This is a genomic window from Rhodococcus sp. ACPA4, from assembly GCF_002300185.1.
In the GTDB taxonomy this organism is placed as follows: Bacteria; Actinomycetota; Actinomycetes; order Mycobacteriales; family Mycobacteriaceae; genus Rhodococcus_F; species Rhodococcus_F globerula.
On record NZ_NSDY01000001.1, the window covers coordinates 3,230,936 to 3,253,548 of the forward strand.

Genomic DNA, 22,613 nt, shown 5'->3' on the forward strand with positions numbered 1-22,613 from the left:
TGGCGATCGGCACAGATCAGGTGACATCCTCTCAACTCGATGGATCCCGCGCGAAACCTGGTCTGTACGCTCGTTCACGGCGAGCCGGCACGCCACCGGACTTACCCGATATCGACAAAGTGCTAGGTCGGTTCGATCCACCGACAGCGCATGGAGAGCAAATGCCCGAAGAGCCCAAAGCCGTCGTCGTCGAGGGCATCACCAAGTCATTCGGCGACGTCGAAGCACTCCGTGGAATCTCCTTCGAAGTCGAACGAGGCAGCATCCTCGGGATATTGGGCCCCAACGGCGCAGGCAAGACCACAACCGTCGACGTCCTGTCCACACTGCTCACCCCGGATTCCGGACGTGCCACTGTCGCCGGCTTCGACGTCGTGGCAGATGCCGCTCAGGTGCGGGGGCTGATCATGATGACCGGCCAATACGCAGCCATCGACCCCACTCTCACCGGCCGCGAGAACCTGATGTTCTTCGGCAGGATGATGGGGCTCGGTCGCCGCACCGCAAAGCTACGTGCGGACGATCTACTCGAGCGATTCGAACTGACCGAAGCCGGCGTGCGCACGGTCGACGGCTACTCGGGTGGCATGCGCCGACGACTCGACATCGCCTGCGGACTTGTCGTAGAACCCTTGGTGGTCTTTCTCGACGAGCCCACCACAGGCCTCGATCCGCGCAGCCGACAAGGTCTGTGGTCGCTCATCGGCTCACTCAAAGATCTTGGGATCACCACTCTCCTCACCACCCAATATCTCGAAGAAGCCGACGTTCTCAGCGACAACATCATCGTGATCGACAAGGGACGCGTCATCGCCGAAGGCACCTCGGACAGCCTCAAAGCCGAGATCGGTGATCGCTATTGCGAAATCGTGCCGGTCGATCCGGGCGCGATACCCGCCATCATCGAACTGCTGGGAGATCTACTTCCCCCGTCTTACGAGTTCGATCCGTCGACGGCTGCCGGCACGCTGTCCATTCCTGCCGAGTCCGGAGTCGACCTCATGGCCGAAGTCATCGCTCGCACTCGCCACGCCGGTATACGACTCGCCGACATCGGATTGCGAAAGCCGTCACTCGACGATGTGTTCATGACGCTCACCGATCACGAAAACAGCAGCCGTGGTTGACCGATCCGAACTGCGAGTTCCCGAAACCGAATTCGTCGCCCGCACCCCCATCCGGCCGGCGTTTCTCCCCCAATGGCTCACCCTGACCGAGCGATCACTGCGATCGATGGTGGCGGAAGGCGAATTCGTCTCGGCTGTCGTCGCGCCTTTGGTGTTCGCACTGGGTTTCTACCTGCCCCTGCGGATCGTGATGGAGGACCGCGGTCTCGACTACGCCCAGTTCCTCATGCCGATCATTGTTCTGCAGGCAATGACGTTCACCGCGCTCTCAGCGGCACAACGCTCGGCGATGGACTCAGTTCGAGGTATGAGTAAGCGACTGCAGACCATGCCGGTCGGACCTCTTACCCCCCTGGCGGCACGAATGAGCGTCGCTCTGGTGCGCTCGGCAGTCTCGCTGTTCGCCTCGATCGTCTACGGCTACGTACTCGGCTTCCGATTTGTCGGTCCAAGCGCAAATATCCTGTACTTCTGCGCGTTTGCCTTGGTGTTCAGCCTCGTTCTCTCGCTCGGAGCCGACGCCATCGGATTGCTCTCGAAAAGTCCGGAGGCATCCGGGCAGGCGTTGGTTCTGCCACAGATGATCCTCGGCATGCTGTCCACCGGGTTTGTCCCCGAATCCGGTTTTCCCGAATGGGCCCGACCATTCGCTCGCAACCAGCCGATCTCGCACTTCTCTGCTGCCATGCGTGACATGGCAACCGGAACACTCACCTGGCCGACTCTGGCGCCCGCGTTGCTGTGGGCAGCGGGGTTGGCTGCCGTATTCGTTCCGTTGGCACTATGGGCAGGGGCACGTCGATCATGACCGATTCCACAGCGACGGAAGCATCCACCCCACCGGCACCGCCGTCGAACACCGCGGCGACGCCCTTCGGTTTTCGCCCGCGCGATCAAGCACATCACGAGACCTCACTGCGAGCGTTGTCGGTCCAGAGCGGACAACAGTGCAAGCGAATCCTGATCAAGTGGTCACGCGATCCGGTCACCTTGGCACAGTCGCTGTTGTATCCCGCGCTCATGGTGTTGATGTTCCGACTCGTACTGGGCGAATCGATCTCCGAACGAACCGGGGTGAGCAGCTCGTACGGAATGGTCCCGATGGTTGCGTTGGTGGGAGCCATGGCCGGCGCCTCCGTCAGCGGAATCGGCCTGCGCCGGGAGCTGGCGGGCGGAATGCTCCACAAGTTCTGGACGATGCCGGTACATCGGTCGTCGGCACTGCTCGGGCGTCTGTGCGCCGAGGTCGTGCGGATCCTCGTCACTACGGTGCTGATCTTCGTCGTCGGAACGTTCATCGGCTTCCGAATCGAGACCGGGATACCCGGTCTGCTCGGAATGCTGGGCGTCGCGGTGCTCTTCGGTATCTCGTTCTCGATCATGGTCACCGCGATTACGCTGCTGACGAACAAGTCGACCATCACCGAATGGATCGCGATCACGACCAATCTGCTGATGTTCTTCAACTCGGGATTCGTTCCGGTGGACGCCTACCCGACGTGGCTCCAGCCCGTCGTCGAGTACCAACCACTCAGCTGCGCAGTCGATGCCATCCGTGGCCTCGCGCTGAACGGCGAGATCGCCCGCCCGATGTTCCTGACCTGTGCGTGGTCTGTCGGCATCCTCGCGGTGTTTCTGCGTCCTGCCGTCATCGGTTACCGCAAAGCGTCCCGCAAGTAGTTCAGAGGTAGTACACGCGGTGGCGCACACTTCCGACAATCCGCCCCCACAGATTCCCGGCATGGAAGAGCCAACGGCCGGTGGGTACCCGCGAGATGAACTGTGGCAGTAGCGGGTTACGCAGGATCAGATAGGCAACGGTGTCTGCCAGCGCGAGCTGACTGCGCCTGGGCATCCCGTAACCGCGGTACTCGGCGTACAACCGAACATCGCCCTCACCACACATCACCGATTGCTGCCAGATCCCGGCCAACGTGTCGCGCTGCCGATAGGCAATCTGCGCGTCGGGGGAATGACCGAAGGACATGCCCGCCAACTGGATCCGCAGACACATGTCGCTGTCTTCGCCGCCTCTGGTGAAGGTCTCATCCCAGCCGCCGACCTCTTCGAAGGCTTCTCGCCAGATCCCGAAGCTTCCACTGAGGCCAACCGGCAGGAAACGGTACAACGAATAACCCTCGTGACGATCCGGCATCTGCCGCCAGGACTGCACCAATTCGCTGTTGATGGACTCGATCTCGGCGGTGCCGGTTACCGCGTCATGATCGGCCGCCACCCTGATCAACTCCGACAGCCAGTTCGAATGCACGCGATCGTCGCCGTCGCAGAAAGCCAGAAACTGTGCAGAGGTACTACGAGCGCCGACATTGCGAGCGTGCGCGGCGCCAGGACGATCCGAGGCATCCACCCGACGCAGCGCCAACTCGTGGGTTCTCGGATGGCCGGCGAGATACTCGGCAAGCCCGTCGGTGGAGCCGTTGTCGGCAACGATCACCTCGAAGGAACCCGAGTAATCCTGTGCCGCCAACGCATCGAGTTGAACGTCGATCATCGCGCGTCCGTTGCGGACAGGAATGATCACGGCCACCGACTCGGGTTTCTTCGGTGCACTCACGAGCGAGATCTCGACAGAACTGCCGCACGGCGCAACACAGCGCCGGGGACCTTTCCTCGTTCACCGCGAGCGGCGCCCCAGAATCCGCGCACAGTCAGATACGTACGGGCCATTCTCTCGGTACCGAACAGCATTGCCCGTCCACGGCTGAGAACGTCCTTGGCCACAGAAACCATGCACCACAGCGGTTCCGTTCGCCAGTACCGCGCGTACATGATCGCGCGGTTTCGCGCGATGTAGTAGTGCCGGAAAGGCGCATCCTCCGTGAACGTAAACCCGCCACGTCCCGAACCGAGTACAAAGCGCAGTGGTCTCGGTGGGACCCATGCGGTCGGTGACCCGAAGCCGTGCTCGATGTCGGTGCCCGGCGTGATCAAGGAATGGACGCCCTTTGCGCGCGCCCGTAAATAGAACTCGGTCTCGACACAATCGATGAACAGTTCTTCTTCGAACAGTCCGACGTGCTCGAGCACTTCCCGGGGCAACAGCATGCCGGACTGGATGGGCTCGAAGGCCAGCGTCAGTCCCCGTTCCGCATGCCAGAACGGAGCCACCTCGCCGTTGATCGTGCTGGTAGCCAGTATCGTTCGATCCAGACCGAGAGACCGAGCCAACTCGAGATGCTCGGACATGCGACGCAGATATCCGTCCGAAAGAACGGTGTCCTGATCCAGCGTCAACACGTGGTCGGCGCCACCGGCCAAAGCCCGCTCGATGCCACGATTGAGGGCGTGCGCAATCCCACGATTGGTGCCAAACTCGATCACTTCGTAGCCCGCTGCGCGGCACTGCCCGAGAACACCGGACACGTCCTTTGTGGACCCGTCGTCCACGACGACAACAACATCGACTTGCTCACGCACAGCCCTGCACGTATCGAGCAAACCTTCCGCCGGATTGAAACTACTGACCACAGCCGCTGTTGTCATGACCTCTCGTTCCCCAGATTGCTCGCGCCTTGCCGGCCGGATACAGCTGCGTCCACTACTGCCGCCGTGCGAATCACGAACGGCTGCCGCAGAATTGACTGATGATCACCGGGAACACTCTCGATGTGCAGGTCGTCCGGCGCGAGGACTGCCCATAGCTTCGACTCGGCGGCCACGTCTCTGTCCCCGATGTCACCCGGTTCGGATGCGGTGATCACCTGAACGCGGCCCACGTGCCGACTCGGCTCGTATTTCGCCAGCATGCGCCGGCTCAGCTCGTAGTAGACGATCCATTGCGCCGACGCTCGCAGTCGGAACAAGCCTGCAGTCGCGACCAACGAATTCATCAACACCTTGCTCCACAGTCGAGCAAACACGTTCTGCGGCAAGTACTCCTGCGGTGTCTCACGCTGCGGCAGTTCGGCCGCAGTGCGGGACTTCGCTCTCTTGCTGATCGGCAGGCGCGCGCTACCGAGTGCTCCCACCTTCGCTGCCACGTCGCCGTCGAGCACCGCATCCAGCAGCACCACTATTTCGACGCGCTCGCCCGCGCGCTCGAGTAACGACGCAATTTCGAGAGCGACAAATCCACCGAATGAGTATCCCCCCAGCCGATACGGACCGTGTGGTTGAACCGTCCGAATCGAACGCAGGGCTCGGGCGGCAGCGGCAGCAATCGTCCGATCCGCGCGACCGCGGTGCTCGAGTCCGTGAGATTGGATTCCGTATACCGGTACGCCACTGCGCATTTCCCGCACGAGATGAGCAAAGACCGCAGCGGGTGCTCCACCACCGGCAATGAGGAAGAGAGCCGGCTCGCTGCCGTCGGTTCGCAGCGGCACCAACGAGGAATCCGAAACCGGCGAACGGCGACGGCCTGCGGAATCGACCAGTTTTGCCAAACCCTCGATGGTCGGCGCCTGCGAGAACTCAGCCGACGAGATCTGAATGTAGAACTGTTCAGCCACTTCGCCGAGCATCTTTGCCGCAGCAAGCGAATCACCACCGAGCGCCGTGAAATCCTCGTCTCGTCCAACCGCTTCGATACCGAGAATCGGTTGCCAGATGAACGAGAGGAGCGTCTCGGTGGGGCCGCGCAATGGGACCGGTTCGCCGCGCACCGGAACGGGAGGAAGGCCGGAGCGATCCACCTTTCCCCGTTCGTTGCGAGGCAAAGCCGCCAGAATAACGATATCGCGTGGCACCATCCACGCCGGGATTCGCTGCCCAAGCGCGCTGCGCACCTCGGCGGCAGACGGCGTCCACTCCGATCCGCCGACTGCCACATAGACGATCAGAATCGGTTGTGGCACAGTCTTGTCCGCGACAACGACCGCGTCGGACACCCATTCGAGGGAGCGCAACGCCGCTTCCACTTCGGCAGGTTCGACGAGGTAGCCACGGATCTTCACCGCGTCGTCGCTGCGACCGGACAGATGCAGATCACCGTGTTCGTCGAAGCGTCCGAGATCTCCCATCCGGTAGCGCGTCGAACCGTCGGCCTGCACCGCAAATTTCGACACCCCAGACTGGTCTTCGCCGTAGTATCCGTTAGCCAAATACCTTGATACAACGTAAATTTCGCCAATACACCCGAGCTCGACGGGGTTCTGATCCGCATCGAGAATCAGAACGTCCTTGTTGGCCGCAGGACGGCCGACCGGGACCACACCGCCTGGAAGCTCTCGATCACTCGGGTACGGATTGAACGCGAGGTGCCCGGTCTCGGAAGATCCGGACCAGCTGCAGTACAACGCATCCGGTCGTAAGTGTGGCCGCAGAGCTGACACGTCAGAGCTGTGAATCGACTCGCCGCACGTTGTCAGAACCCGTAGCGAGGAAAGCGCCGGAGTGTCTCCGGAGGTGAGCTCCGGTAGCCAGGATCTCAGGAACGACGGAGTGCAATGTGCGGTGCTGACGCCGCACTCGGACAACCACTCGGCCAGCCCGGTTGTCGACTCGGTGCGTGGATCCCAGTAGTACAGGCCGGCGCCGTTGAGTAGCGACATCACGATCACGTCCAGTCCGGCACCGAAACTCATCGGCAACAGCATTCCGACGCGATCACCCGGTCCGATCTCGAGTGCTTCCTTCGCTTCGAAGGCCTGGTTTATCCAATTCTCGTGACTGTGCAGAACGCCCTTCGGCTGCCCCGTCGAACCGGACGTGAACACGATAATCGCTGTGTCCTGCGCATTCGGCTCGGGCAGTGTGACGTGCGAAGCCTGCGGGAGTTCGGTCAGCATCGGCACGTCAACGCGCAGTGCGCCGGTCAGCGAGAGGATATGTGTGCGTCGTTGCTCGGGCAGTAGAGGATCGAGCATGATCAGCGGGTGTCCGGAAGCGATGACCGCTAGCGCAGCGACAACAGATTCCGCGCCGGCGCCGGGCTCGAGCGCTATCGCACGCGATGTGTCCGGTTCACAATCGACCAACGCGCGTGCCCATGCTGTCGAGAGCGCGTGCGCCTGCGCAAACGTGAACTCACGATCACGGGTACGCACAGCAACCGCCTCGGGGGTATCGCCACAGACGGCGTTCCATCTGGCAGTCATCGTCTCGGCATGCACCAGGCAAGGCTAACCTACTGAAATTTTCACAGCATTTTCGCAGTTCATGTCGGCGGCCCAGCGAGTAGCGTCGCAGGAGTGAGTACTCGCCTCGGATACCAAATGCCCAATTTCAGCTACGGTGGCCCGGTCAAGGACCTCTTCCCCACCGTCATCGCGCAAGCTCGTGAAGCCGAAGCCGCCGGCTTCGACACCGCGTTCGTGATGGATCACTTCTACCAACTGCCCGGCATCGGAGACCCCGATGCGCCCATGCTCGAAGCGTATTCAGCGCTCTCCGGGCTGGCGACAGCCACCGATACCATTCAGCTGTCCGCCCTCGTTACCGGCAATACGTACCGAAACCCGCCGATGCTCGCCAAGACCGTCACCACACTCGATGTAGTGAGTGGTGGTCGCGCCATCCTCGGTATCGGAGCGGGTTGGTTCGAACTCGAACACGATTCCTTCGGCTACGAGTTCGGCACCTTCACCGAACGGTTCCAGAAACTCGACGAGGCTCTGCAGATCATCGAACCGATGCTCCGCGGCAAACGCCCCACCTTCGACGGCACCTGGTACCACGTCAAGGAAGCCATCAACGAACCCCGCGTCCGCGACGACCTGCCGATTCTGCTCGGTGGCGGCGGCGAGAAAAAGACGTTTGCCCTCGCCGCGCGCTTCGCCGACCACCTCAACATCATCTGCGACCCGTCCGAACTGCCGCGCAAGATGGACGCCATTGCGGCCCGATGCGATGAAGAAGGACGCGACCGCACCACACTCGAAACCAGCTTCCTCACGTTCATGATGATCGACGAGGACGGCGACAAGGCTCGCGCGCATCAGCGAACATTCCTTGCCGAGCGCGGGCTCGACATCACCACGGCGCCGGACGACGTGGTCGCCAAGGCCACCGAGCGTCACTTCGTCGGCAACCCCGACGACGTCGCCGAACAGGTTCAGACGCGCATCCTCGACCACGGGATCGACGGAGTTGTCATCAACCTCATCACCAACGGCAACGAGCCAGGAATCGTCGACCTGGCCGGGCGGACACTCGGCCCGCTGGTCGGTAAGTAGTAGTTTCCTACTCGCACTTCACGATCGGAACCGGATCGTATTTCACGGTGCGAGTATTCGAGGAAACCTGCGCGCCGGTGGCGTGATCGGTGATCACGCGGGTATCACTCGCCGTGAAGCCGGGCGCGCCACTGGACGCGATACATCCGTCGCCCTTGGGGAGGACCACTGTATTGGGCGATGTGGGAGACGTACGCGGACCGGTGATCGACTCCACGTCGACGGTCTTCGTTCCCCAGATCTTCACTGTCACATTCGATGACGTCGTGATCGTCTGGATCATCACACCGGTCTTCGACGGGTTGCGGAACTGCAGGTCGATCGCCCCGTCGAAGATCGTGGCCTCACGGGCCTCCGGGTACCGCGAGATGTAATAACTGTGCTCGGTGTGCGCGACGTCTTCCATCCCCGCGAAGTACGTTGCGTTGTAGAGCGTCGTCGCCAGCTGGCTGATGCCGCCGCCGACGGCTTTGTCCGGTCGACCGTTGTTGATGATTCCCGATTCCACATACCCCTGGGCAGCGCCCCGAGGTCCGGTGTACTCGTTGAACGAGAACGTTTCTCCCGGTTTGACTATCGCACCGTCGAGCACCGACGCCGCCAACGCGATGTTCACACCGGACGCGTACTCGAAGCCGCCGGTGGTGAACTCACCGATCACTTCCTTGATGCCGAGCGCCTCGGCTCCCTCGGTGGTGAGTGCCGGTGGAACCGGCGCATACACCGCCGGAGTTGCCCGAGAACCCGTGCTGGTCAGCAGAACCGGCAGTTCCTTCACGGTTTCCGGCCAGTTGATCAGGTCGCCGACCACACCCGGAACCACAGTCGGTGTTCCGCCGGCCAACGTGATCGACGCGTCCTTGGGCTGAACCTCCGTCGACACCAATTGCGGTGCCAAGATCTTCACTGCAGCTTCTGTGTTGTACTGCGGCGCCAATCCGCCCGAACCGTCGGGAGCAAACGTCAGAATCTCACCGATCTGGTCGACGCCGATGGTTGCTTCCTTGCCGTCGCGGCCGTTGACTACAACCTCACCGGACACAGCGGGCTGAGCAACGTCCTGCAACGCACGATCGACACCGGCCTGCGTCACCGTCACGGGGGTGTCTTCCACAGGCAGGTCGACAACGTCGCCCGAGGACCACTCGTCACTGAATGTTGCTGCCGCACCGGGCAGATCGAGGGCGCGGCCCACCACCGGCGACACACCAGACGCTTCACCACCGGAAATGACAACAGCACCTTCGACCGGCGCGCGATCACTGGTGGCCGCGACAACCGTCATCGACGCATCCAATGCCGCCTGATCTACCGTCGACACCACCGGCACCTCACGCGAGCTGAAGAACGAGGTGATCCGGGTGATCGGATTGAGCGGTTGCTCATTCACGCCCGCCAACGTCGCCGACCAGTCCACATCGATACCGGCTGACGCGGGAATGATCGTGGATTCCACATCGTCCGCCCTCACCGTGACGGGTTCGACAAGCTTCGGAGCCAACTCCGCGCGCAGGACTGTCTCCGCGTCGGCCGGCGAGCGGTTACCGATGTCGATCCCGGCGACCTGAGTTCCCCGAGGCGTGTTTCCGGACGACGTGAACACGTCCACTCCGTATGCAAGAACTGCGACCGCAAAAATGCCGCCGACAATCAGAGCGGGCTTGACCCACTTCTTCGACGCGGTCGACTGATCAACTGCCACAGGCTCGGGCGCTACTGCCGGAAGAACCGGTTCGAACTGTTGGGTCGGCTCCACTGCGCCGGCCGGAACCGCTGTATCGGTTGGAACAGTCGGCGGAACAGCCGGGCCAGTCGGAATCTCGGAGTTAGCTGGAACTACCGGAATGACGGTCGTGATCTCGTTGGCCGATTCATCCGGAGCCGACTCGCCCCGGGCTTGCTCCTCTGGAACCGACTGATCCTGAGGTGCTTGATCCGAAGCTGGTTGATCCGGCGCTGTTTGGTCGGGCGCTGATCCTTCCGAATCCGACGCGGAGCGCTCGGGAGTGTCGGAATCCGACGCGGAGCGCTCGGGAGTGTCGGAGCCGTCCACACCGTTGTTTTTCTCCGGGGGTGAACCGTCTGCGTCACTCACTCGTTTGACTCCTCGCTGCATCGACCGGGGCTGCGGCGCGTACCCAGCACTACTCAACAGGGTATCTGGACATACAAGAGCCCCGCGTTGCTGCCAGGTCGGGGGTCAGGCAGCAGCACGGGGCTGTCTTGAATATCGGTAGCTATCCGTCAGCGTTACAAGGCCACAGAAATTTGTCCGAAAAAGAAAAGGAGATCCGGTCACCCCTCGCGACCGGATCTCCTTCTCCACCACCCCAGACCGGCTGTTACCGCAGGTGAGCGCAGCAATTGCCAGTCACGGGACTACCGCTCGATGATTGCGGTGACGCCCTGTCCGCCCGCTGCACAAATCGAGATAAGACCGCGCCCTGAACCCTTCTCCGCAAGCATTTTTGCGAGAGTCGCCACAATGCGTCCGCCAGTCGCAGCAAACGGGTGTCCGGCGGCCAAAGACGAACCGTTGACGTTGAGTTTGCTGCGATCGATCGAGCCCAATGCGCCGTCGAGGCCCAGGCGTTCCTTGCAGTACTCGTCGGACTCGAAAGCCTGCAGGGTCGCGAGAACAACAGAGGCAAATGCCTCGTGGATTTCGTAGTAGTCGAAGTCCTGCAAGGTGAGTCCGTTGCGGGCCAACAGTCGCGGGATCGCGTACGTCGGCGCCATCAGCAGGCCGTCCTTGCCGTGGACGTAATCGACGGCTGCTGTCTCCGAGTCGACGAGATGTGCGAGGACGGGGAGGTTGCGCTCGGTTGCCCACTCGTCGGTCGAGAGGAGCACAGCCGACGCGCCGTCGGTGAGCGGCGTGGAGTTGCCTGCCGTCATGGTGGCGTCGCCGAGCTTGGTGCCGAATACGGGCTTGAGCGTCGACAGCTTCTCGACGGTCGAACCGGGACGGAGGTTGTCGTCGCGGGTCAGGCCCAGGAACGGGGTGACAAGGTCGTCGAAGAATCCGCGGTCGTATGCGGCTGCCATGTTCTTGTGGCTGGCGGCGGCCAGTTCGTCCTGGTCCTCGCGCTTTACGCCGAATTCCTTGGCGGTGATGGCAGCGTGGTCGCCCATCGACTTTCCGGTGCGCGGCTCGCCGTTACGCGGGATCTCGAGACCGAGCATGCCGGCGCGTACGTTGCCGAGAAGCTTGATGCGGTCGCCCGTCGACTTCGCGCGGTTGAGGGACAGCAGGAACTCACGAGCCTGATCGTTGACGCCGATCGGAGCGTCGGACGTGGTGTCGGTACCGCCGCCGATGCCTGAGTCGATACGCCCGGCCGAGATGGCGTCGCCGACTGCGACGATCGACTGCAGGCCGGTGCCACAGGCCTGCTGAAGGTCGTACGCGGGTGTGTACGGGCTCAACGCACTCCCGAGAACCGACTCACGGATGAGATTGAAATCACGGCTGTGCTTGAGGACCGCGCCGCCGACGACCATGCCGAGTTGCTCACCCTGCAGGTTGAAACGGCTCACCAGTCCGTCGAGCGTGGCGGTGAACATGTCCTGATTGGACGCCTGCGCGTAGGCCTTGTCCGAACGGGCGAAAGGAATGCGATTGCCACCGACGATGGCAACGCGGCGGCGCTGACCTGCAGGCTTTGCGGCCGGCGTCGTTTTGGCTGCGGATTGTGCGTTCGAACGGGCTTTGCTGGTCACTTGCGTCTCCAAGGATGGTGCGATTACCTGTTGAAGACTATTCTTACTCAGTAGTAAGTTACTTGTCTATCGCCACATCCGATTCGGATACACGGCGCAAGGCACACCGAAACACGACAGAAGGTAGGACCGTGGCAGCCAGCAAGGGAGCTCCCGACCTCTATTCACAGTTCCTCTCGTCCGGCCCCGGCGCGTTCATCGCGTCGAAGGCAGGCCTGCCAAGGCCCGAGAACCTGCGCCGCTACAAAGCCGGGGAACCGCCGTTGGCCGGACCGGTCCTCATCGGCGGTAAAGGCCGACTCGTAGAACCTCTGCGCGTCTTGCTCTCCGATTACCCCGCCGCGCAGGCCCACGACACCACCTTCGGCGCGCTGGTATTCGACGCCACCGGCATCACACAGGTCACCGAACTCGAGCAGCTGTTCGAGTTCTTCCAGCCCGTGATCCGCAATCTCGCATCATGCGCTCGCGTTGTTGTACTGGGCACGACGCCCGAAGAGACGTCGAGCGTCGACGAGCATGTCGCGCAGCGAGCTCTCGAAGGCTTCACCCGCAGCGTCGGCAAGGAGATCAAGCGCGGCTCCACCGCGCAGCTCGTCTACGTCTCCCCCAAGGCATCCACCGGCCTTTCGGGCGTCGAATCGACTCTGCGCTTTCTGCTTTCGGCCAAGTCCGCATTTGTCGACGGCCAGGTCATCGTCGTCGGAGATGAAGATTCCGTTGCGCCGGCCAACTGGGACAAGCCGCTCGACGGCAAGGTAGCCGTTGTCACCGGCGCGGCCCGCGGCATCGGCGCCACCATCGCCGAGGTCCTCGCCCGCGACGGCGCGCACGTGATCTGCGCCGACATCCCCGCTGCGGGAGAAGCACTTTCGGCCACCGCCAACAAGGTCGGCGGAACCTCCCTCGCACTCGACGTCACGGCAGACGACGCAGCCGAGGTCCTCGCGGCGCATCTGCTGGAGCGTCACGGCGGCGCCGACATCATCGTCCACAACGCCGGAATCACCCGCGACAAAACCCTCGCCAACATGGACGAAGGCCGCTGGAACATGGTCATCGGCGTCAATCTTCTTGCACCGCAGAAGATCACCGAGCACCTTGTCGCGAAGGGCGCACTCAAGGAAGGCGGACGCGTCGTCGACGTGTCCTCCATCGCCGGTATCGCCGGCAACCGCGGCCAGACCAACTACGGAACCTCCAAGGCCGGCGTCATCGGCCTCGTCCACGCCGAAGCTCCGGTCCTGGCACAGAAGAACATCACCATCAACGCGGTAGCACCCGGCTTCATCGAAACCGCCATGACCGCAGCCATCCCCTTCGCGACCCGCGAAGCCGGCCGCCGCATGAGCTCCCTGCTGCAAGGCGGCGAAACCGTCGACGTTGCCGAGACGGTCGCCTACTTCGCCAGCCCGGCATCCAATGCCGTTACGGGACAGGTTGTTCGCGTGTGCGGCCAGAGCCTCCTGGGAGCATGATGGCAGCCAAGACCGTCGCACTCACCGAGCAACCCAAAACCCTCGACATCTACTCCCGCGCAGTGCTCGGGTTGATGCCGTGGAACAAGTCGGACTCGCGCTCGGTGCCGCAGCAGAGAATCACCCTCACCGGATTGAAGGTCGACACCGACAATCTGGCCGCGTACTGCCGAGTCACGGGTCTGAGATTCGGCGATTCACTGCCGATCACCTACCCATTCACCTTGGCATTCCCGACGGTGATGAAACTGATGGTGTCGAAGGAATTTCCCTTCCCCGCAGTCGGTTCCGTGCACGCCGAGAACGTCATCGAATCACTGCGCCCCATCTCCGTGAGCGAACCGCTTGATCTCTCGGTGCACGCCGAGAACCTGCGCGAGCATCGCAAGGGTCTGCTGATCGACGTGATCACCGAAATCCGGGTGGGGCGGGAACTGGTGTGGCGTCAGACGTCGTCGTTCCTCAACCAGCAGAAGACCTCACTGTCCGGCGAAGCCCGACCGGAACCGAAAGCCGACGAGGTTCCGCCGATGCCGATGAGCACCATCCGCGTCGACCAGACCACGATCAGCAAGTACGCATCCGTCTCCGGGGACCGCAACCCCATCCACGTCTCGTCACTGGGCGCCAAGGCTTTCGGATTCCCGAAAACCATCGCTCACGGAATGTGGAGCGCCGCAGCACTGCTGCGAACCGTCGAAGGCGATGTGGCCGACACGGTCACGTACAGCGTGCGATTCGGTAAGCCGATTCTGCTGCCTGCAACACTGAACGCGTACGCCGATCGCGTCGGCGACGGTTGGGATCTGGCGCTACTGCACCCGAAGAAGGGCTACCCGCACGTCACAGCGACGCTGCGCTGAGCCTGGTTCTCACCCGCCCCATTTGAGCGAACGTACCTTTCGGCGCATCCGAGGCGCTGAAAGGTACGTTCGCTCGATGTGGCTGGGGGACTATTCCGACTTCTTCTTGCCCGACAATCCGCGCCACGCCAAGGACTCGAGGAGATCGGCTGCCTCGTCCACTTCGATTTCTCCACCGGCCACGCGATCGGCCACGGCCTCACCCGCACCGACCAAGGCGATTGCGATGATCCCGAAGTCGTGAGACGCATCCGGATCCTTGGTGCTGGACTCGAGCAGATGCGCTGTCAGTTCGATCAACCTGTCGCGACTTGTCTGCACGGTGCCCGCAAAAGCCTGCTGCCCGACGGCCTGACGGTAGAGCACCATCCACGACTTTCGGTTGGCCCCCACAAATCCGAGGAAACCTTCCAGAGCAGCACGCAATTGCTCACGAGGCGACAGATCAGGTGCGCCTGCAGGAGCCAAGGCTTCGACAAAACGCAGACCTTCACGATGAATGCACGCGGCAAACAGTTCTTCCTTGGAGCCGTAGTACAGGTACAGCATCGGCTTGGAAATCTCTGCTTTTGCCGCAATGGCGTCCATCGAGGTTTCGTGAAAACCTCTGTCGGAGAACACGTCCACGGCCGCGTCGAGCATCTGCTGCTCGCGTACCGCGCGTGGCAGTCTCTTCGTGCCACCGGCCATGTATCCTCCAACCACAGGGTAAGTATCTATCTTACTCTACGGTAAGATCCGGCGTCGAATCGCACTTCGACTCAGCAGGTGAGAGCACCCTTCGCCTGTGCGACCGTCACTACAGCCTGGTCCACGCGGGCCTGGGGCAAAGCACCGGACGCAACGGCACCTTCGAGCTGATCGAGCACCCGCGGTACGTCATCGGTTGTGAGCCACAAAGCCTGGTCCACGCCCGCCACCAGTGCAGCCTGCACCGCGTCGGCAATATCGTAGCGGTCGGTAATCGCCTGCATACCGCTGAGGTCGTCGGTGAAGATCGGCCCCGTGAACGGCGCTGCGCCGTAACCTACTCCGTCGCGAAGCAGCGACACCGCGGCCGGACTGATACTTGCCGGGACACCCGGTTCTGTCAGGCCAGGAACCTCGAGGTGACCGATCATGACGCCGACACCGGTGTTCACCAACTCCCGGAACGGAACAAGATCCGAGTTCATCAGATCTTCCAGAGGTGGCGTCGTCACCGCGCCGGTGTGCGAATCTCCGGACGCGCTACCGTGTCCGGGAAAATGTTTGATCACCGGGAAGATTCCGGCGTCGCGCATTCCCTGGGCGTACGCACCGGCATAGGCGATCACTGTTGCGGGATCGTCCGAGTACGAGCGGTCACCGATGACCGAATTATCAGGCTGCGAGCTGACATCGACGTCCGGTGCGTAATTGACCGTGATGCCGAGGTCCTTCAGACCCCGGCCCCGCTCGAGCGCCATCTGGTACGTCTGTTCCACTGTCATCGTCTCGGCAGTCTCACGCGCCGACGGATCGGGTCCGAGAATGTCCTCGACACGGGACACCCGGCCACCCTCCTCGTCGATTGTCACCATCAACGGAATCTTCGACGCCGAAGCCACTTGTGGTACTTCACGATTGGTCAGCATCGACTGATCGGTCCAGCTGCCGACGAAGATGCCACCGATCTGCTCGCTCGCCACAATGGCCAATGCGTCGTCGGTACCGGTCACGCCGACGTTGAGGAGCTGGGCAAGTTTCTGCCTGGTGGACAACGACGCCAGGAGGTCACTGCCGCAGACGGTAGGTGCGGGGAGGGCGGTGGACGTCTCCGATGTTGTCGTGATGTCGGACGTGACACTCGCCGCAGCTGACGTCGATGGCGCTGCCACGTCCCCTCCGTCGCCCGAGCATCCCGCCACCAATCCGCCACACAGGGCAAGAGTGGTTGCCGTTTTCACAAACTTGATCCGCATTCCTACGACGGTATCGGACTCCGTACCCATACACTCCCCTCACCGGCACGGCAGGAAGGTAACCTGGACGTGAACCGATTCCCCGCTGACGAGGAGGTCGTGATGCCACAAGGACTGATGCTCATCGCGTACGACGGTTCCGAGAACGCCCGACGTGCCGTCGAGTACGCAGGACGTTTCCTGTCCGCCAATCGCGCGATTCTTGTCACCGCCTGGGAGCCGATGGTTCGCCAAGCCGCCCGGATGTCCGGGCTCTCCGGTGTCATGCAGCCCGAGTGGATTCCCGACGACGATGTCGAGGACATCGCGTACACCGATGCCAAGGCAACTCTCGCGGAAGGCGTCGCATTGGCCGAGGCCGCCGGTTTGACCGTCGAAGGCCGTAGTGCCGAATGCCGGTCGGCCATCTGGTCCGCGATCGTGGAGACTGCTGACGAATTGGACGTCGACATCATCGTCACCGGCACTCGCGGCACAACCGGTTTGCGTTCGTTGTTGCAGAGCAGCGTGGCGGATCATGTTCTGCGTCACAGTCATCGGCCGGTGTTGATCGTCCCTCCTGGCAAGTGAGCGTCGGTCCCAGGCGACTAGTGTTCTAGTCACCATGGACGGTTTTGTTCTCTCTCGGCCTGATCACAGCGTGCTCACCCGCGGCGTACGACGCAGTTTCGACGACGCGGGCGCGGCGACGCATGCATTGTCGGAAGGTTCGGCGACTCTGATCGTCGGCGCTCTCCCCTTCGACCCGTCTGGAGCGACGGCGTTGTACGAACCGGCCGAAGTAACCGTTACCGGCAGCGCGTGGCGTTCGGACACTTCCGTGGACTTGCCGCACACGCATGCAGTGCGAGAAATTCCGTCACCGGCAGATCATCTTCGACGAGTAGAAAAACTGGTCACCCGTCTGCGTGACGGCGACCTCGGCAAGGTGGTCTCGGCTCGGACCGTCGAACTTCGCGCCGAATCTCCCATCTCACCAACAGCACTCGCGGCTCGGATGGCTACGCTCAATCCCGCGGCAAATACATTTGCCGTCGACCTCAGCGCTGCCGGAACCGATTTCGTCGGCCACTCTCTGGTCGGCGCGACACCCGAGGTTCTGGTGAGCCGACGCGGAAATGTCGTGACCTGCCGTCCGCTCGCGGGATCCGCGCGTCGGACAGCTGAAACCGAGGCGGATCGGGTTGCCGGCGACAGCCTTCTGAGTTCGACGAAGAATCTTGCCGAGCATGCCTTTGTCACCGACTGGATTCGGGACGTCCTCGGCCCGCTGTGCAGTGAGTTGTCGATCCCGTCGACGCCAGAATTGACCAGTACCCATGAGGTCTGGCACCTGGCCAGCCCGATCCGCGGCATTCTGCGTGACCCCACCACTGCCCTCGAGTTGGCAATCGCGCTCCACCCGACACCCGCGCTGTGCGGAACACCCACTACCGCGGCTTTGAACGTCATCCGCGACACCGAGGAGCCGCGGCGCTTCTACGGCGGCGCAGTGGGGTGGTGCAACAACGTCGGCGACGGCGACTGGGTGGTCGCGATCCGCTGCGCCGAAATCAGCGCCGACGGCCGAACTGCCTGGGCAAGCGCAGGGGGCGGGATCGTCGCAGATTCGGACCCACAGGATGAATTGGACGAGACAACCACCAAATTACGGACATTGCTCACAGCACTGGGTGTCTCTGACACAAACTAATCAGTCCGCTGCGGGGCCAATCGTCCGAATTCTCGGCAGCGAGTGATACCTTGACGCGAACAGTTCGTACGGACCGGTAAGTCCCGGCCGACCGACACGACCTATTGGGAGATCCACGATGACGAAGTTCCTTGTCCCCGGTGTGGCCAGCGCTGTCGTCGGCGTCGTTCTGGGCGCTGCTGCAATCTTCGGTGCCACGGCTGTAGCTGCGGACAACACTCGTCCCGACATCGACCGCAGCGGAAATGCCGATTCTTCCGTCCTGAACCAGGTTGAGTACGGCAGCCGCTGAGAGCGCAGGCCTCGCGAGTTCCCGTTCTTCCGCCGAAGGCACCATTGTGCCTTCGGCAGAGCCTCTGTCGAAGCGGTGGCTGTTCGGCGCCTCCGTTGTAGCGTTTCTTCTCACCTTTTTCCAGTCGCCAGGGCTGATCACCGCCGACACCAAGTACGACCTGACGCAGAATCCGTTCGGCTTCCTCGAACGTGCTTCGCATCAGTGGAGTAGTCAGGCCCCGCTTGGCCAGGTGCAAAATCAGGCCTACGGTTACTTTTTCCCGCACGGGCCGTTTTTTGCGTTGGGCGAACTCGCCCACATCCCGCCGTGGATCACGCAGCGCATCTGGTGGGCGCTGCTGCTGATTGCCGGGTTCTGGGGCATCGTCCGCGTCGCCGAGGCGCTGGGTGTCGGTAGCCGCAGTTCTCGTGTCATCGCCGCAGTTGCGTTTGCGCTCTCTCCGCGCGTTCTGACAACTCTCGGCTCGATTTCCTCGGAAACCCTGCCGATGATGTTGGCGCCGTGGGTGCTGTTGCCGGTGATTTGGGCGTTCCACCCTGTGCGCCTTTCCGGTAGCCCGGACTACCACAAACGCGCACAGTGGAAATTGGCCGCCCAGTCCGGCCTCGCCGTTGCGCTCATGGGTTCGATCAATGCCATCGCTACCGCCGCGGCCTGCCTCGTCGCCGTCATCTGGTGGCTCTCGCACAAACCCAACCGGGCGTGGCTGACCTTCACCGCGTGGTGGGCCCTGTTTGTTGCGCTGGGCACGCTGTGGTGGATCGTCCCGCTCCTGCTGCTCGGCAAGGTCAGCCCACCGTTCCTCGACTACATCGAATCGGCCGGCGTCACGACGCAATGGGCGTCACTCGCGGAGATCCTGCGCGGCACGGACAGTTGGACGCCCTTCGTCTCACCCGAACGCATCGCAGGCGCGGTCCTCGTAACCCAACCAGCGGCCGTTGTCGCCACCGGACTGGTTGCCGCCGCCGGACTCGCCGGACTCTGCATGCGGTCGATGCCCGCCCGCGGACGCCTGACGCTCATCTTGTTTGTCGGCATCACCGGTTTGGCTGCGGGATACGTCGGCGAACTCAGCTCCCCGATCTCCGATCAAGTGCGCCTGTTCCTGGACTCCGCGGGCGCACCGCTGCGCAACGTCCACAAACTCGAACCACTCGTGCGTCTGCCGTTGGTTCTCGGCCTCGCGCATCTCCTGGCAAAAGTTCCCTTGCCCGGTTCGGTTCCGATCCCGCGGTGGCGACGCGCCTTCGCTCATCCCGAGCGCGAACCGATGGTGGCGTTGACGTCCCTGATCCTGGTTGCTCTCACCCTCTCGACCGCCTTGGCGTGGACCGGCAAACTCGCACCGCGCGGCGCGTACCCCGAGGTGCCGTCGTACTGGACCGAAGCCGCGCAGTGGCTCGAGGACAACACCGCACCCGGCTCCGAAGCCGAGCGCGCCCTTGTCATCCCGGGAGCACCGTTCGGCAGCCAGGTGTGGGGACTGACCCGAGACGAGCCGCTGCAAGCACTGGCCACCACACCGTGGGCCGTGCGAGACTCCGTCCCGCTGACACCGCCCGGCGCCATCCGCGCCCTCGATTCGGTACAGCGCCTGATCGCCGACGGTCGCCCCTCCGACGGTCTCGCGCAGACTCTGCTCGGCCAGGGCATCCACTACCTCGTGATGCGCAACGACCTCGACGGCGACACCTCACGCTCAGCCCGCCCGCTCCTCGTTCACCAAGCCGTCGACGGTTCCCCCGGCATCACGAAGGTCGCCGAGTTCGGTGAGAACGTCCACCCGGAGCCCATCGACGGGCTGGTGGCCGACAGCGACCTGCGACCCGACTACTCACCGATCGAGATCTTCGCGGTCACGCCGCCTGACGGAAGCACTGCGCTCAGCGGCCCGTACTCGGTGGATCTCGATCAGGTTCCCGTGGTTCAGGGCGGACCGGAAGCCGTTCTCCGCCTTCATGAAAGTGGAACACTTCCCGGCACCGGTCCCGTCGTTTTTGCCGCCGACGCCGCGGCGGCCGGACTACCGGTCGATGCGCTCACCGTCACCGACACACCGCGTGACCGTGAAACCGATTTCGGACAGGTCGACAATCACAGTTCGGCTCTGCGGACACCGGACAGCGAGCGACGCACGTACAACCTGGTTCCCGACTACCCCGTCACCGATACGCCGCTGGTGCAAGGCCGTTGGAACGGCGCCGAGATCACAGTCTCCAGTAGCGCCTCCGACGCCACCCAGCTTGGCGGGACCTCGCCGTCGAGTAGCCCTGCCGCAACGGTTGACGGCGATCCGGGCACCGGATGGTTCAGCAACGGAATCGAGCGCGCGTTGGGGCAGTGGCTGCAGATCGACTTCGACACTCCCATCTCGAGCGGTCTACTGCATCTGACAACCAGTGCAGCTGCGATCGGCGCTCCGGTCAAGTGGCTCGAGATATCCACTCCCAACGGAACCAAGGCTGTCAAGGTCGACCGGCCGGGCGAACCCGTCGCGGTATCGATTCCGGGCGGCACCACACCTTGGGTGCGAGTAACAGCGACGCACACCGAAAATGGCTCGGCGGGAACACAGTTCGGTATCAGCGAACTGTCCGTGGAGGACTTCTCCGACCGCAGTGCACCGACATTCGTACCCATCACGTTCGACACCGTGCTGCCTGCGGTTCCGAACGACGCGTCGGTGACGTCCTGGAATCTGACGCAGGAGTTCCCGGGCCGAGGTTCCTGCGCCGACAGCGCCGATCGCGTGCGCTGCAGCAACGCCTTCATGGCGATTGCCGAGGAGCCGAGTCGATTCCAGCGCACCCTGAGTGTCCCGGAAAATACTTCTGTCACAGCCGAACTGACGGTTCGGGCCCGACAGGGCAGCGAGCTGGACTCACTTCTCACCGTCCCCGGCCGCATCACCGCATCAGGCTCGAGCGACATCGGCGACACCCGTGGTTCAGCCTTTGCCGCCACCGACGGCGACGCTCGGACAACGTGGTCGGCGCCGCAGAGCACCACCGAGCCGGGTGGCCCGAAACCGACTCTCACGCTGACTCTTCCGGAACCGACACTGGTGACAGCACTGGATATCACCCCCAGCGTCGGAATCCTGCCGTCACCGCCCACCAGTGTTGCCGTCAACCTCGGGAACGGGCCTCAGGTTCGCGAGTTGCCGGAGGGCGACACGCGAGTGCCCCTGTCCCCCTTTGTCACCGACACGATCGTCCTGAGCATCACCGATTGGGATCCCGTTCTCGATCAGAACGCGCTCGGCTTCGCTCAGGTACAGCCCACCGGGTTTGCGGAAGTCGGCGTGATCGGTGCGGACGGCACAGCCGTCGCCGATTCCGGTGTGCAGACCGACAACAGGCTCGATAACCGTCAGATCACGGTCCCGTGCGGTATCGGTCCCACGATCACCATTGCCGGGCAACAGTTCCCGACGTCGATCGAGACCACGGCGCATGAGCTCCGTACCGGCGCTCCCATCGTGGTGAGCGTGTGCGGCCCCACCGGAACGGCACTGTTACCAGCGGGTCAGCCGGAGGTCTCGGTCGAGCCGGGAGCGGCGTTCTCCGTCGACAACCTGGATCTCACGACAGTTGGCTCCGGTCCGCTCCCACTACAGAGCCAGAGCGCTCTCACCTCGACAGCATGGACAGAAAACCATCGCGAACTTGCCGTCACCGCGTCGACGTCCGATCAGTTGATCGTGAACCCCGAAAGCACCAGCATCGGCTGGATCGCTACCGCGCCCGACGGTTCCGAGCTGACTCCGGTAGTGGTGAACGGTTGGCAGCAAGGCTGGATAGTGCCCGCAGGCACGTCCGGAACGATCACCCTCGATTTCCCCAGCGACCGCTGGTACCGCCTGGGCATCTTCGGCGGCCTGATGCTGCTGATCCCCCTGTTCCTCGCTGCCCTGATTCCGGTGCGGCGTGTACCGAAGCCCACCGAGCCGCCGCGCCCGTGGCACAGCGTCGTAGCGGGGTGGCTGGGTGTGGCTGTGGCTGCCACCGTGATCGGCGGCGTCGTGGGAACCGGGATCTTCGTGGCGTGCTCACTCGTCGCGCTTGCGCTCGTGCGAGCAGTCGGCCCGGATCGCACAGCCCGAATTCTGGTCGGCACCGCCGGCGTGGCAGCAATTGCCGGAATCACGCTTCTTTCCACAGGACCATGGCGAGCACCCGGTGGATACGTGGGCGATTCGTTCCTGATTCAGTTCGTGATGTTGCTGGCATTGGTGGTCACGGGGTTGGCGGCGTTGCCATTTGCGGGTTCACCGATGTGGCGACGGTTCTCCCAGCGCTTGACTGCCAAACGAGCAGGTTCCTCCACCAAGGCGTAGCTGGCCGACGCGA

17 protein-coding genes are annotated in these 22,613 nt (G+C 63.0%); 10 read left to right on the forward strand and 7 right to left on the reverse strand.

The annotated features are described in order from the left end of the window. Window positions 1-161: 161 nt before the first annotated feature. Genes CJ178_RS14530 through CJ178_RS14540 form a run of 3 tightly spaced genes read left to right on the forward strand, consistent with a single transcriptional unit; the run spans window position 162 to window position 2,807 of the window. Complete coding sequence (locus CJ178_RS14530) at window positions 162-1,127, forward strand: daunorubicin resistance protein DrrA family ABC transporter ATP-binding protein (RefSeq protein ID WP_045064598.1); 966 nt, start codon at window positions 162-164, stop codon at window positions 1,125-1,127. Continuing rightward, on the forward strand, window positions 1,120-1,935 hold the full coding sequence (locus CJ178_RS14535; RefSeq protein ID WP_373557455.1) for an ABC transporter permease: 816 nt from the start codon (window positions 1,120-1,122) through the stop codon (window positions 1,933-1,935). Before CJ178_RS14530 ends, CJ178_RS14535 begins: the two co-directional genes overlap by 8 nt. Then, window positions 1,932-2,807, forward strand: a complete 876-nt coding sequence (locus tag CJ178_RS14540; RefSeq protein ID WP_033231844.1) for an ABC transporter permease — start codon at window positions 1,932-1,934, stop codon at window positions 2,805-2,807. The genes CJ178_RS14535 and CJ178_RS14540 overlap by 4 nt, the downstream gene beginning before the upstream one ends. Window position 2,808: 1 nt before the next feature. Here CJ178_RS14540 and CJ178_RS33265 read toward each other — a convergent pair whose 3' ends face one another. Genes CJ178_RS33265 through CJ178_RS14550 form a run of 3 tightly spaced genes read right to left on the reverse strand, consistent with a single transcriptional unit; the run spans window position 2,809 to window position 7,201 of the window. Further along, window positions 2,809-3,702, reverse strand: a complete 894-nt coding sequence (locus tag CJ178_RS33265) for a glycosyltransferase (RefSeq protein ID WP_257013157.1) — start codon at window positions 3,700-3,702, stop codon at window positions 2,809-2,811. Then, window positions 3,699-4,631, reverse strand: coding sequence for a glycosyltransferase (locus tag CJ178_RS33270; protein ID WP_257013159.1), 933 nt, complete (start codon window positions 4,629-4,631; stop codon window positions 3,699-3,701). The genes CJ178_RS33265 and CJ178_RS33270 overlap by 4 nt, the downstream gene beginning before the upstream one ends. Then, window positions 4,628-7,201 carry an AMP-binding protein gene (locus CJ178_RS14550; RefSeq protein WP_143547520.1) on the reverse strand — a complete coding sequence of 858 codons (2,574 nt, stop codon included), beginning with the start codon at window positions 7,199-7,201 and terminating at the stop codon, window positions 4,628-4,630. Before CJ178_RS14550 ends, CJ178_RS33270 begins: the two co-directional genes overlap by 4 nt. 78 nt (window positions 7,202-7,279) lie before the next feature. On the opposite strand from CJ178_RS14550, the gene CJ178_RS14555 reads away from it, so the two are divergent. Next, window positions 7,280-8,263 (forward strand): LLM class F420-dependent oxidoreductase, encoded by a 984-nt coding sequence (locus CJ178_RS14555; protein ID WP_033231695.1) that lies wholly within the window; start codon window positions 7,280-7,282, stop codon window positions 8,261-8,263. Between the two features lie 7 nt (window positions 8,264-8,270). On the opposite strand, the gene CJ178_RS14560 is transcribed toward CJ178_RS14555, so the two are convergent. Together CJ178_RS14560 and CJ178_RS14565 are read right to left on the reverse strand one after the other, a co-directional pair. Next, a complete protein-coding gene (locus CJ178_RS14560; protein ID WP_257013160.1) occupies window positions 8,271-10,358 on the reverse strand; it encodes a VanW family protein in 2,088 nt (695 codons plus the stop codon). A gap of 284 nt (window positions 10,359-10,642) precedes the next feature. Further along, entirely contained in the window at window positions 10,643-11,986 is a 1,344-nt protein-coding gene (locus tag CJ178_RS14565) for an acetyl-CoA C-acetyltransferase (protein WP_095887004.1), read from the reverse strand. Window positions 11,987-12,117: 131 nt separating this feature from the next. On the opposite strand from CJ178_RS14565, the gene CJ178_RS14570 reads away from it, so the two are divergent. Beyond that, complete coding sequence (locus CJ178_RS14570) at window positions 12,118-13,464, forward strand: 3-oxoacyl-ACP reductase (RefSeq protein ID WP_033231697.1); 1,347 nt, start codon at window positions 12,118-12,120, stop codon at window positions 13,462-13,464. Continuing rightward, window positions 13,464-14,327, forward strand: a complete 864-nt coding sequence (locus tag CJ178_RS14575) for a MaoC/PaaZ C-terminal domain-containing protein (RefSeq protein ID WP_095887005.1) — start codon at window positions 13,464-13,466, stop codon at window positions 14,325-14,327. Before CJ178_RS14570 ends, CJ178_RS14575 begins: the two co-directional genes overlap by 1 nt. 90 nt (window positions 14,328-14,417) lie before the next feature. Here the strand turns inward: CJ178_RS14575 and CJ178_RS14580 are convergent, their stop codons facing one another. Together CJ178_RS14580 and CJ178_RS14585 are read right to left on the reverse strand one after the other, a co-directional pair. Further along, the gene (locus tag CJ178_RS14580) at window positions 14,418-15,017 is read right to left on the reverse strand and encodes a TetR/AcrR family transcriptional regulator (protein WP_033231699.1); all 600 of its coding nucleotides are present in this window, start codon (window positions 15,015-15,017) and stop codon (window positions 14,418-14,420) included. 71 nt (window positions 15,018-15,088) lie between these two features. After that, entirely contained in the window at window positions 15,089-16,270 is a 1,182-nt protein-coding gene (locus CJ178_RS14585; protein ID WP_045066676.1) for a glycoside hydrolase family 3 N-terminal domain-containing protein, read from the reverse strand. A gap of 102 nt (window positions 16,271-16,372) precedes the next feature. On the opposite strand from CJ178_RS14585, the gene CJ178_RS14590 reads away from it, so the two are divergent. The 4 genes from CJ178_RS14590 to CJ178_RS33650 all read left to right on the forward strand — a co-directional run bounded on the left by CJ178_RS14590 (window position 16,373) and on the right by CJ178_RS33650 (window position 22,600). After that, window positions 16,373-16,840 (forward strand): universal stress protein, encoded by a 468-nt coding sequence (locus CJ178_RS14590; protein ID WP_033231847.1) that lies wholly within the window; start codon window positions 16,373-16,375, stop codon window positions 16,838-16,840. Window positions 16,841-16,874: 34 nt separating this feature from the next. After that, window positions 16,875-17,963 (forward strand): isochorismate synthase, encoded by a 1,089-nt coding sequence (locus tag CJ178_RS14595; RefSeq protein WP_095887006.1) that lies wholly within the window; start codon window positions 16,875-16,877, stop codon window positions 17,961-17,963. A gap of 118 nt (window positions 17,964-18,081) precedes the next feature. After that, entirely contained in the window at window positions 18,082-18,255 is a 174-nt protein-coding gene (locus tag CJ178_RS14600; protein ID WP_072782243.1) for a DUF2613 domain-containing protein, read from the forward strand. A gap of 46 nt (window positions 18,256-18,301) precedes the next feature. Beyond that, the gene (locus CJ178_RS33650; RefSeq protein WP_306453186.1) at window positions 18,302-22,600 is read left to right on the forward strand and encodes an alpha-(1->3)-arabinofuranosyltransferase; all 4,299 of its coding nucleotides are present in this window, start codon (window positions 18,302-18,304) and stop codon (window positions 22,598-22,600) included. Window positions 22,601-22,613: the final 13 nt, after the last annotated feature.